Source organism: Xanthobacter wiegelii (assembly GCF_043193855.2).
Taxonomy (GTDB): Bacteria; Pseudomonadota; Alphaproteobacteria; order Rhizobiales; family Xanthobacteraceae; genus Xanthobacter; species Xanthobacter flavus_A.
This window is the reverse complement of record NZ_CM195529.1, coordinates 3,982,183-3,993,811: the sequence shown is the minus strand read 5'-3', so window position 1 is coordinate 3,993,811 and position 11,629 is coordinate 3,982,183. Positions and strand designations below refer to the sequence as shown.

Here is an 11,629-nt window from a genome sequence, read left to right as displayed (position 1 = left end):
TCCTTTCCCTTACGCCACCGGCCCGGTGGTGGGCTCGATGTTGACGAGGAACGCCTTGAACTCCGGCGTCTCGATGTTCGCGTCACCCACGAACGGGGTGAGCACGTTGGCCGGGAAGCCCTTCTTGGCGGCGCCGACGAAGCCCCAGTGGATGGGGATGCCGACGATGTGCACGGGCTTTCCGTCCACCATCAGGGGACGGATGCGCTTGGTCACGTAGGCCTTGGCGGTGACGGAGCCGCGCTTTGACCACACCCGCACCCAGCCGGCATTCTGGATCGACTTCTCCTTGGCCAGTTCCTCGGAGATCTCCACGAAGAATTCGGGCTGGAGCACCGAATTCACATGGTTGTTCTTCGTCCAGTAGTGGAAGTGCTCGGTGAGCCGGTAGGAGGTCGCCGCATAGGGGAACTCCTTCGACGCCACGTCGGCGAACTGGGCGAAGTCGTCCTTGAACACGCGCGCCACCGGGTTGCCCCGCACCTTGGGGGCGATGAGGTTGGCGACGGGGCTCTCGAACGGCTCGTAATGCACCGGGAACGGCCCGTCCCGCATCATGCCCCGGGTGAACAGGCGGGAGACGCCTTCCGGGTTCATGATGAAGGGGCCCACATCCCGCGGCTTGGCGGTGGGGGCGATGTCGGGCACGTCGTAGCCCGTCCACTTGGCCCCGTCCCACCAGATCAGCTTGCGGGTGTCGTCCCACGGCTTTCCGTCGATGTTGCAGGAGGCGCGGTTGTAGATGATGCGCCGGTTGGCAGGCCAGGCGAACGACCACTTGAGGTAGGCGCCGGTGTCGTCGGGATCGGAATTGTCCCGGCGCGCCATCATGTTGCCCGCCTCGGTGTAGCAGCCGGAATAGATCCAGCAGCCCGCCGCGGTGGTGCCGTCGTCGCGCAGCACGCCGAAGCCCGGAACCTGCTTGCCCGCCTCCAGGACCTTCTTGGTGGGGTCGTTGGGGTCGAGCACGTCCGAGACCACGTAACCGTTCAGCTCTTTCGCAAGCTCGTCGGGCGAGGGCTCGTGCGGGTCCTTGTAGTTCCACGTCAGGTTGACGATGGGATCGGGGAAGGCGCCGCCGTCCTTCTTGTACATCTCCTTCAGGCGCAGATGGAGCTGCGCCATGATGTAGATGTCCGTCTTGGCCTCGCCCGGAGGCGTCCCGGCGGCCCAGTGCCATTGCAGCCAGCGGCCCGAATTCACCAGCGAGCCGTTGTCCTCGGCGAAGCAGGTGGTGGGCAGCTGGATGACCTCCGTCTGGATCTTCGACGGATCGGCCTGGTTGTAGACGCCGTGATTCTCCCAGAAGCGCGCGGTCTCGGTCTCCAGCGGATCCATGATCACGAGGAGCTTGAGCTTGCCGAGCGCCTCCGCGAGCTTGGCCTTGTTGGGGAAGGCCTGCAGCGGGTTGAAGCCCTGGCAGAAGTAGATGTTCATCTTCCCCTGCTTCATCAGCTCGAATGCGCGCAGCACGTCATAGGCCGGCACGTCGAGCTTCGGCAGGTAGTCGTAGGCCCAATTGTTGTCCGCCGTCGCCGACGCACCCCACATGGCCTTCTGGAACGACACGAAGAACTTCTTGTAGTTCTGCCAGTAACTCATCTGGTTGGGACGCAACGGCTTGAAGCCGCGCGTCGACATGTAGGCGTTGAAGTCCGGCTCCTTCTCCGTCGGGATCGTGAGATAGCCCGGGATCAGGTTGGACATCAGGCCGATGTCGGTGAGGCCCTGGATGTTGGAATGCCCGCGCAGGGCATTCATGCCGCCGCCGCGCACGCCGATATTGCCCAGGAGCAGCTGGATCATCGCCATGCAGCGGATGTTCTGCGAGCCCTTGGAATGCTGGGTCCAGCCGAGCGCGTACATGGAGGTCATCGTCTTGGTGGGCGACGAACACTCCGCCATCATGGACGCCACCTTCAGGAACTTGTCCTTGGGCGTGCCCGTGATGCGCTCGACCATCTCCGGCGTGTAGACGGAGACGTGCTGCTTCAGAAGGTTGAAGACGCAGCGGGGATGCTGGAGGGTGTCGTCCACGACCGCGTAACCGTCGGGGCCGATCTCGTAGTCCCAGGTGGAGCGGTTGTAGTCCCGCTTCATCTCGTCATAGCCCGTGAACAGGCCGTCCTGGTACCCGAAGCCTTCCTTGACGATGTAGCCGACGTTGGTGAACGCCTTCACATAGTCCCACTGAATCTTGTCGTTCTGAATCAGATAGTTGATGACGCCCAGCAGGAAGGCGATGTCGGTGCCTTGCCGGATCGGGGCGTAATAATCCGCCACCGCGGCCGAGCGCGTGAAGCGCGGGTCCACGACAACGAGCTTGGCGCCACGGGTGGCCTTCGCCTCCGTGACCCATTTAAATCCGCACGGGTGCGCTTCGGCGGCATTGCCGCCCATGATGACGACCAGATCCGTGTTCTTGATATCGGTCCACGAATTGGTCATCGCGCCACGGCCAAAAGTTGGGCCCAAACTGGACACCGTGGGGCCGTGTCAGACGCGCGCCTGATTATCGAAAGTCAGAATTCCGGTTGAGCGCACCACCTTGTACGTGGCGAACGCGGTTTCGTTGGTGGTGGCGGAGGCGGCGAGGAAGCCGGTGGTGAGCCAGCGGTTCACCGTCACGCCGTCGTTGTTCTTGGCGATGAAGTTGGCGTCGCGGTCCGCCTTCATGGCCTTGGCGATCTTGTCGAGCGCCTCGTCCCAGGAAATCTTCTCGAACTTGTCGGAGCCCGCGCGCCGGATCATGGGCTGCTTGAGGCGCTGCTCGGACTTCACGATATCGAGCAGGGCCGCGCCCTTCGGGCAGAGCGTGCCGCGATTGGTGGGATGGTCGGTGTCACCCTCGATATGGGTGATGTCCGCCTTCTCGCCCTTGGCGAGATTGCCCTTGGAGAAGATGAGGATGCCGCAGGCCACCGAGCAGTAGGTGCAGGTGTTGCGCACCTCGGTGGTGTTGACGAGGCGGAAGGGCTTGATGGTGGAGGCCAGGGCCTCCTCGATGGGACCGAATCCCAACGCGCCCAGCGTCGTTCCCGCCACGCCCGCGCCCGCCGTTTTCAAAAACTGGCGCCGCGAGAGCTCCATATTCATCGAAGGAAACCTCCGACCTTTCGTGCCCCGACCGGGGACGGTTTCGGACGGCCTTGGAGCCGCTCCGGATGCTGGTTCTCCCAGCGTGACGGGACGGTATTTTGGAACTGGAATGATGTCAATTTATCCCCGCGCAACTCCGCGTGTTTGAACGAAAATCGCCTTCTTGTCGCATGGTGCGATGCGGCACGCTCAAGCTTCCCGGTTACCTCTCATCACATAACGGAACGGGGTTCGGCGGTGTCCGGCAATTGTGCGCTGCCGAAGCCGAGCGTGATCACGGAAACGGGCGTTGACCCGTCGCGCGCGCCTGGCGCACAGTGCCCGTGTGAAGGTCGGTTTGGCTCCCGCGGGTCGGGGCGCACAATCTATCCAGTCGGATACAGCACAGCCTGAACCGCGGCATCGCCTGCGGGGCCGCACGCACGTGCGGAAACGACTCCCGGGGCAGGAGCGGCCACGCGCCGCGCCGCTGGGACTGGCGCTCGCGCTTCTGCTGGCAACTTCGCCTTTGACCGCCGCCGAAGAGGAGCAGGCACCGCCGGGACGACTGGCCATCGTCGAAGGCCGGCCGACATCTCCTGCGCTCTCGCTCGATGCACTCGATGGCGGGCGCGTGACGCTCGCCCCGGATGATGCGCCGACCATCGTCCATTTCTTCGCCACCTGGTGCGTGCCCTGCCGCACGGAGCTGCCCGCTCTGGCCGGTTTCGCGCGCCGCAGCGGTGTGCCGGTGCTGCTGGTGGACGTGGCCGAGCCGGCCGATCGCGTGCGCCGCTTCTTCGCCGAAGGCACGGCCGGCCCCGCGCCCGGTCCCGTGCTGATGGATCAGAACCGCGCGGCTGCGCGGGCATGGGGAGCCAGCCTGCTGCCCGCGAGCTTTGTCGTGATGTCCGGCCGCATCCTGCTCGCCCGCGAGGGTGAGGTGGACTGGGCCGACCCTGAAACCCTCGCCGTGATCACGGCCGCGGCGGTGGCAAGCGCAAGAACCCAGCCGAGAGACTTCCAGGGAGAACAGACCCGATGACCACCCGTCGCGACCTTCTGAAGGCGGGCGCGCTCGCCGGCCTTTCTGCCGGTGCCGCCGCCGTCCTGTCCCGTGCCGCCTTCGCGCAAGCCGCCGGCACGCCGGCTGCCTCGGAAGCGCGTGTGTTCGCCCCTACGGTGGGCAACTGGCGCAGCTTCCAGATCACCACCACGGTCGAGATCCTGAAGCCGGCCGGCAAGGTGCAGGCCTGGCTGCCGGTGGCTTCGTTCAGCAATCCGGACTGGTTCAAGCCCGGCGAGAACACCTGGACCACCAACGCCAAGACCGCCAAGATCGTGCGCGACGCGCGCTCCGGCGCCGACATGCTGCATGTCGCCTGGGCCGAGGGCGAGCCGGCGCCGAAGGTGGAGCTGGTCAGCCGCGCGACGACCCGCGACTTCGCCGTGGATCTGACGAAGCCCGGCAAGCCGGCGCCCCTCAACGCGGATGAGCGTCGCCGCAACACCGAGGCCACCGACCTCATCCCCACCGACGGCATCGTGAAGGCGACGTCCGACAAGATCGTCGCCGGCAAGGCCACCGAGCTGGACAAGGTGGGCGCCATCTTTCAGTGGATCGTCGAGAACACCTATCGCAACGCCGCCACCCGCGGCTGCGGCATCGGCGATATTGCGGCGCTGTTGAAGAGCGGCGATCTCGGCGGCAAGTGCGCCGACCTCAACGCGCTGTTCGTCGGCCTCGTGCGGGCGCAGGGTATTCCGGCGCGCGATGTCTATGGCCTGCGGGTGGTGCCCTCGCGCTTCGGCTACAAGAGCCTCGGCGCCAATTCCGAGATCGTGACCAAGGCGCAGCATTGCCGGGCCGAGGTGTTCCTCTCCGACTTCGGCTGGACCCCCATGGACCCCGCCGACGTGCGCAAGGTGGTGCTGGAGGAGCCCCCGGGCAAGCTCGCCATCGACGATCCCAAGGTGGTCGCCGCGCGCAAGGCGCTGTTCGGCTCGTGGGAGGGCAACTGGTTCGCCTACAACACGGCCCATGACGTGGCCCTGCCCGGCTTCGACGGGCCGCATCTCGGCTTCCTCATGTATCCGCAGGCCGTCAGCGCCGGCGGCCTGCTCGACTGCCTCGACCCGGACAATTTCAAATACACCATCCGCGCCGCAGAGATCGCGGTGTGACCTGACGCCGGTCAGGGCGTTCTCCGTCGCCGTGCCGGGGCGTGGCCCGGCGGCGGGGAATTTTTCCCCGCCCGACCCCCAATCCGCGCGGCGGCGCGTCCGCCGCGCGCCTTCTCCCTTATGGAACATCGCCATGCTCGACGTGCCCCACGCTGCTTCCGCCCAGCCCGCGCCCGTGCGCCTCACCAGCCTCGCCCATGGCGGCGGCTGCGGCTGCAAGCTCGCGCCGTCCGTGCTGCAGGAACTGCTGGCGGGGCAGGCGTCTGGCGGGCCGTTCGAGCGGCTGCTGGTGGGCACCGAGACGGGAGACGATGCGGCCGCCTACGATCTCGACGGCGAGACCGCCATCATCGCCACCACGGACTTCTTCATGCCCATGGTTGATGACCCCGACCATTTCGGTCGCATCGCCGCGACCAACGCCATTTCGGACGTCTATGCCATGGGCGGCGAGCCGCTGATGGCGCTGGCCATTCTCGGCATGCCGCTGGGCAAGATCGACACCGGGACGGTTCGCGCCATCCTTGCCGGCGGGGCGGCCATCTGCGCCGAGGCGGGCATTCCGGTGGCGGGCGGTCATTCCATCGATTGCCCCGAGCCGGTCTATGGCCTCGCCGTCATCGGTCGGGCGCCCAAGGCGCGGCTGCGGCGCAATTCGACGGCGCGGGTGGGGGATGCGCTCATCCTCACCAAGGCGCTCGGCGTCGGCGTCTATTCCGCCGCCTTCAAGAAGGATGCGCTCTCCGCCGCCGCCTATGACGAGATGATCGCCTCGGTGACCAAGCTGAACCGCGTCGGCGCCGCCCTCGGCAAGGAGGCTGCGGTGAGCGCCATCACCGACGTGACCGGCTTCGGCATCCTCGGCCATGGGCTGGAGATGGCGCGCGGCTCGGGCGCCACCCTCGTCATCGAGCGCGCCGCGCTGCCCTGGCTCTCGGAGGCGGAGGCGCTGGTGCAGCAGGGCTTCGTCACCGGCGCCTCGCACCGCAACTGGGCAAGCTACGGCGCCGAGGTGGACCTGCGGGAGGGCACGCCCGACTGGCAGCGCCACCTCCTCACCGATCCGCAGACTTCCGGCGGCCTGCTCGTGTCCTGCGCGCCGGAAGAGGCCGACCGCTTGCTCGCCGAGATCCGCGCGGCGGGCTATCCGGCGGCGGCGCGCATTGGCCGCGTGGAAGCCGGGCCGGGGCGGGTGCGCATCGCCGGCTGAGGCGGCAGGTTGGGGCGAAAGCGGGGGCGCTGGCGGGGAGCCGGCGCAAGAATCGAGGAACCATGGGGCGTGGCAGGTTGTTCTCCCGATGAAAGGAGAACGGCCATGCGCTTCACCGACGCCCTGACCCCCCAAGCGACGGCGCCCCGGCGCCCGTCTCCCCTCGTGCTGCCCTCGCCCAATCCGGCGCGCATCTGCGCCACTGCGATTGTCGGCGGCATCATGTTCCTTCTGGTTTCGGGCGTACCCGCGCCGGCCGCCGCACAGACGGGCGCACCCGCGGCCCAGACCGGCGCCTGCGAGGAGCCGCCCCACACCGCCGCGACGCCCCCGGCGCATGGCCCGGATTCCGGCACCAAGCCCGGCAGCGAAGGCTCCACCGCGTGGAGCGGCGGCACCGGCGGTTCCTATACCGGCCTCACGCCCCACGCTGGGACGCCGGCGTCTCCCGCCCGGCAGCCGGACACGGTTTCGGGCGTCAATCCGAAGCCGGAACCGCAGGGGAAGTGCTGACGGGACTTTGGCTTCTTACCCAACGGATGGGGCCGAGATCATAGGCCAGCTGATGGCGCACCACGGCGGCGTCCGCGTCTGACGCATCGCCGGAGCGGGCGGTCACCCGCCGCACCATCTCGTCCGCCGGCGCGTCGAGCCAGAGTCCGTTGAACGGTACGCCAGCCTCTTTGGCGACGTCCTCGAGAGCGTCGCGTTCCTCCGGTCGCGCATGCACGGCATCGACGATGACGGTGTACCCGCTGGTGAGGACGTGCCGCGCCAGCCTCCGAAGCCGCTCATAAACGCGGGGGCTCACCTCAGCCGCATAGGCCTCTGGGGGCAGCTTTTCCGTTTCCGGCACGTTGAAGAGGCGCTTGCGCTCGATATCCGAGCGCAGGACGACGGCGCCGGGCGCCCGCGATTCCACCTTCACCGCAGCCTTGGCAGCCCAGGTGCTCTTGCCGCTCCCTGACAGCCCGCCCACCCCCCAAAGCGTCGGCCCGGGCTGCGTTCCGCCGACAAGGTCGCAGGCGTGACGGAAGAAATGGGTGACCCGCGCCTCCCCCTCCGACCGCTTCTCTTCTACCAGATGCGCGAGCCCTGCTGCCTCCACCTTCGCCCGGATGCCGGCGCGGAGACTGAGGAAGAGCGGCAGCGCGGCCAATCCGTCCAGCTGTGTGTCGTCGCTGACCCAGAGATAGCGGTTGAGAATCGCGTTGGCCGCGTGCCGTTCGCCCCGTTGCCACAGGTCCATGAGCAGGAAGGCGAGGTCATACAGAACATCGCAGGTGGCGATCTCGTCGTTGAATTCGATGGCGTCGAACAGCACCGGCTTGCCATCCAGGAGCACAATGTTGCGCAGGTGCATGTCGCCATGGCAGCGGCGAACGAAGCCTGCTTCAGAGCGTGCCGCCAGCAGGGGCCGCACCTGCACCAGCGCCGCGCGAGATGCTTCGGCGAGGCGGGCCACGTCTTTGGCTGGGAAGAGGTCAGGCCGGGCGGCGAATTCGTTGATGTTGTCTTCGAGATAGGTGGAAAGCCTTCCCGCGCTGTCGAAGCCCCGGCGCGCGGGCGCGGCGGCGTGGGCAGAGACCACCATGGCCGCGACGTCTTTCGTCAGCTCGGGCGTGAGGGCGCCGCGCTCGGTGATGCGGTCGAGGGTCAGGTTGGTGTCGAAGCGGCGCATCTTCACCGCGTATTCCACCGCTTCGCCGTCCCCGCCGAGCGCGAGGCCGTCTGCCATCCGCACGATGGGCACGACGCCGAGATAGAGGCCGGGCGCTCCCGCGCCCGATATTTCCACCTCGGCGGCGCAGGCGGCGCGGCGCTTGTCCAGCGTGGAGAAATCCATGAAGGGGAAGAAGACCGCGCGCTTCACCTTGTACGCGTAGGGGCCTGCGAGAAAGACGGCCGCGCCGTGGGTGTCGATGCGCGTGACCGTTTCCTTAACGCCATGGGTGGCGGGATCGGCGAGGAGGGCGAAGACGGCGCTCTGGTCGGCGACCACATGGTCGCCTGCGCTCTTCTCGGGCGGTTGCGGTGCCGTCATGGTCGCCTCGCAAGGGGGGATATTCTGAACCGGATGGGCCGGTCCATATACCCCGGAGCGCGATTGTTATCGCTCCCCCCGCGTGGCTTGTCATCGGCTGGCGTGTCCTGCCGATGGGATGCAAAGAGAGGCCTATTCCGCCGCCAGCGCCGGCCGCCCCAGCCCGCGGCCGGAGCGGGTGAGGTAGCGGCGGCATTGCTGCTCGCGGTCGTAGCCGAGCATGGTTCCCAGCATGAAGTCCTCTTCCGCCGTCAGGGCATTGAGCGGACGGATGACCAGCGCCCGCGCCACCGCGACGAAGGCATCGCGTCCAAAGAAGAGGTTGGCCTTGGCGGGGCTCACTTGCTGGACGAAATGGTCGATGCTCGCCCGCTCCAGCCGCGCGAGCAGGAGCGGCAGCTCCCGCGACGCGAGCGTCATCAGGAACAGGGGGCGCACGCCCCGCCCGAGTTCGTAGAGATGGTGGTGAAACAGGCGCTGCGTGGCGCCTGCCTCCTCGCCCGCCGCCCCGCGCACCGGAGCCGGCGGCCAGCCGGGCTCCCCCTCGCTCGGATCGAAGGCGGTCTCTAAAGAATGCTGCTGAGCCATGCGGTCACTCGCTTGTCGGTGAGACCGGACTGGGTGTCCAGGTCGAGCGCAAGGCCGACGAACTTGCCCTCCCGCTCGGCGGTGGAGTTGAGATAGTCGTAGCCCTTGGTGTCGGTGAAGCCGACCACCACCGCCTCCAGCGCCGTCACCTCGTCATAGAGGATGCCCATGGCGTCCACGAAGGAGCCGGGATAGCTCTCCTGGTCGCCGGTGCCGAACAGCGCCACCTTCTTGCCCTTGAGCCGCGCCGAGCGGAGCTTGTCGATATGCTCCTCCCAGTCGGTCTGGAGCGTACCGTCGCCATAGGTGGGCGACCCGAGAATCAGCAGTTCGCAATTCTCGAAATCGGCCGGGCTCGCCGTCTTTATGTCCACCGCACGGCCCTGGCACTTCTTCGAAATCCGGGACGCAACGCCCTTGGTGGCTCCCCCATCGGAACCAAAGATCACGTTAACAATCATGTCCGCGTCTCATTATGGAACAGTTCAAAACGTTGCTCTGCAGATTTCGCCAATGTGCGGTTCCTGCGGAGACTTTCTAAACAATCATTCGCAACGCAAACGCATCGCATGAGCATCAGACATCAAGGTTTCGTCGAAGACAATGGCCCAGCGCGACATTGGAATGCCTCGATAGTGCGGGGCTAATCCATCCTCCGCACGCGCATGCCGGGCGCAGCCCATCTCATGTTTGCGCCCGTCGTCCTCCGGCGTAACCAGACGACGACGGGCGCAATTGATTTCAATCCGCTCGGTTCGCCTCTAGAGCACGCGCCGATCTGATTGCATCGCAATCAGATCGGATCACGCGTTCTCCTTCTTAAAATTGGAGGGCGATTTGCTGATCAAGTTGTTTCAACTTGATCGGATCGCGCTCTAAGGCAGTCCGGCCCTCAGGGCGTGATGGCCACTTTGAGAACGCCGTCGCGCTGGTTGGCGAAGAGGTCGTAGGCGGCTTCGATCTCGTCCAGCTTGAAGCGGTGGGTGACGAGGGCGCGGGCATCCACCCGGCCGGCGGCGACCACATCCATCAGGCGCCGCATGCGCTCCTTGCCGCCAGGGCAGAGCGACGTGATGATGGCATTGTCGCCGAGCCCCGCCGCGAAGGCATCAAGCGGGATCTTCAGGTCGCTCGAATAGACGCCGAGGGAGGAGAGCGTGCCGCCGGGCCGCAGCACGCGCAGCGCCGCCTCGAACGTCTCCTGCCGGCCGAGCGCCTCGATGGCGACGTCCACGCCGCGCCCGTCGGTGAGGCGCAGGATTTCCTCCACCGGATCGACCTTGGAGAAATCCACCACGAGGTCGGCGCCCATGGCGCGGGACATCTCCAGCCGCGCGGCCACCCGGTCCACCGCGATGATGCGCGTCGCGCCCATGAGCTTGGCGCCCGCCGTGGCGCACAGGCCGATGGGCCCCTGCGCGAACACGGCCACCGTGTCGCCGATCTTCACCTTGCCGCTCTCGGCGCCGGCAAAGCCGGTGGACATGATGTCCGGGCACATCAGCACCTGCTCGTCGGAGAGCGCCTCCGGCACCGGGGACAAATTGGTCATGGCGTCGGGCACGACGAGATATTCCGCCTGCGCGCCGTCGATGGTGTTGCCGAAGCGCCAGCCGCCCATGGCCTTGAAGCCGTGCTTGGTGCGCGGGCCGTCCTGCGAGCACTGGCCGCACAGGCAGGCATTGGAATAGCCGGACGGGGTGATGGCGCCGGCGATGACGCGCTGACCCTCGGCGAAGCCCTCCACCGCCGAGCCGAGCTTCTCGATGATGCCCACCGGCTCGTGGCCGATGGTGAGGCCCTTCGCCACCGGATACTCACCCTTCAGGATGTGCACGTCGGTGCCGCAGATGGTGGTGGTGGTGATGCGAATGAGCGCATCAAGCGGGCCGACATCGGGGATGGGCTTTTCGTCCAGCACGATGCGGTTCTTCTCGACGAAGACGGCCGCCTTCATCTTCGCCCGGCCGGGGCGCTGGCGTTCCACATAGGCGGCGGGGGAGAGCATATCCGTCATGGCGTTCCTGCCTTTCCGTCGGGCCGCATGCGCGGCTGCCTCGAGGTATTTTAATATTGGTCGGTTGGCGGCGGGGCATTGATGCCCGTCAACGCGGCGACACGGCTTCGGCACCGGAGAGGGAGAGTGTAGACTTCAAGAAGCGGCCCTTTTCGGGCCGGCCGACGATTTTCAGACGGGGATTTTCATGACTAGTCACAGCGAGCCGGCGCAGCTTGCGCCGGAAGCCATTGCGCGCTGGACAGGGCTGCCCGAGGAGGCGCCGCTGCGCCTCGCCCTCACGCGGGCCGATCTCGACAACCTGCTGCTCGGCCTGCGCACGCTCGCCATCGGCCAGAGCGAGCTGGCGGCGGCGCTGGTGGCGCACCTCAATCAGGACCATGGCGCATGCCATGAGGCGGTGCTGCGGGCAGGGGAGCTCTCCCAAGCCGCCTTCGGCCGCATCAACGGCTTCGTCGGGGCCGTTATGGCAGGGGCCGTACCCGAGAGGTGAGTGAACTGCGGAAGC

The 11,629-nt window shown here is 66.9% G+C and carries 10 protein-coding genes; 5 read left to right on the top strand and 5 right to left on the bottom strand.

Annotation, left to right across the window (positions count from 1 at the left end; all coding sequences use genetic code 11):
• Nucleotides 1–9: 9 nt before the first annotated feature.
• Nucleotides 10–3,096: a formate dehydrogenase-N subunit alpha gene (gene fdnG, locus V5F63_RS18630; RefSeq protein ID WP_209484841.1), complete on the bottom strand. Its 3,087-nt coding sequence runs from the start codon at nucleotides 3,094–3,096 to the stop codon at nucleotides 10–12.
• Between the two features lie 427 nt (nucleotides 3,097–3,523).
• Between fdnG and V5F63_RS18625 the strand changes: the two genes are divergently transcribed.
• The 4 genes from V5F63_RS18625 (at nucleotide 3,524) to V5F63_RS18610 (ending at nucleotide 6,985) form a co-directional block, all read left to right on the top strand.
• A complete protein-coding gene (locus V5F63_RS18625) occupies nucleotides 3,524–4,123 on the top strand; it encodes a TlpA family protein disulfide reductase (protein WP_394100652.1) in 600 nt (199 codons plus the stop codon).
• Entirely contained in the window at nucleotides 4,120–5,262 is a 1,143-nt protein-coding gene (locus tag V5F63_RS18620; protein WP_209484837.1) for a transglutaminase-like domain-containing protein, read from the top strand. Before V5F63_RS18625 ends, V5F63_RS18620 begins: the two co-directional genes overlap by 4 nt.
• A 133-nt stretch (nucleotides 5,263–5,395) precedes the next feature.
• Nucleotides 5,396–6,472 (top strand): selenide, water dikinase SelD, encoded by a 1,077-nt coding sequence (gene selD, locus V5F63_RS18615; RefSeq protein ID WP_394100653.1) that lies wholly within the window; start codon nucleotides 5,396–5,398, stop codon nucleotides 6,470–6,472.
• Between the two features lie 105 nt (nucleotides 6,473–6,577).
• Nucleotides 6,578–6,985 (top strand): hypothetical protein, encoded by a 408-nt coding sequence (locus V5F63_RS18610; protein ID WP_394100654.1) that lies wholly within the window; start codon nucleotides 6,578–6,580, stop codon nucleotides 6,983–6,985.
• Here the strand turns inward: V5F63_RS18610 and V5F63_RS18605 are convergent.
• From V5F63_RS18605 to V5F63_RS18590, 4 genes are all read right to left on the bottom strand, one after another.
• A complete protein-coding gene (locus V5F63_RS18605; protein ID WP_394100655.1) occupies nucleotides 6,951–8,516 on the bottom strand; it encodes a bifunctional aminoglycoside phosphotransferase/ATP-binding protein in 1,566 nt (521 codons plus the stop codon). The two genes, V5F63_RS18610 and V5F63_RS18605, sit on opposite strands and share 35 nt — an antisense overlap.
• Nucleotides 8,517–8,648: 132 nt before the next feature.
• The gene (locus V5F63_RS18600; RefSeq protein WP_394100656.1) at nucleotides 8,649–9,104 is read right to left on the bottom strand and encodes a DUF2023 family protein; all 456 of its coding nucleotides are present in this window, start codon (nucleotides 9,102–9,104) and stop codon (nucleotides 8,649–8,651) included.
• A complete protein-coding gene (gene fldA / locus V5F63_RS18595; RefSeq protein WP_209484828.1) occupies nucleotides 9,083–9,565 on the bottom strand; it encodes a flavodoxin FldA in 483 nt (160 codons plus the stop codon). Before fldA ends, V5F63_RS18600 begins: the two co-directional genes overlap by 22 nt.
• A gap of 431 nt (nucleotides 9,566–9,996) precedes the next feature.
• A complete protein-coding gene (locus V5F63_RS18590) occupies nucleotides 9,997–11,112 on the bottom strand; it encodes an NAD(P)-dependent alcohol dehydrogenase (RefSeq protein ID WP_209489883.1) in 1,116 nt (371 codons plus the stop codon).
• Nucleotides 11,113–11,308: 196 nt separating this feature from the next.
• Between V5F63_RS18590 and V5F63_RS18585 the strand changes: the two genes are divergently transcribed.
• The gene (locus V5F63_RS18585; protein ID WP_209484824.1) at nucleotides 11,309–11,614 is read left to right on the top strand and encodes a hypothetical protein; all 306 of its coding nucleotides are present in this window, start codon (nucleotides 11,309–11,311) and stop codon (nucleotides 11,612–11,614) included.
• Nucleotides 11,615–11,629 lie beyond the last annotated feature (15 nt).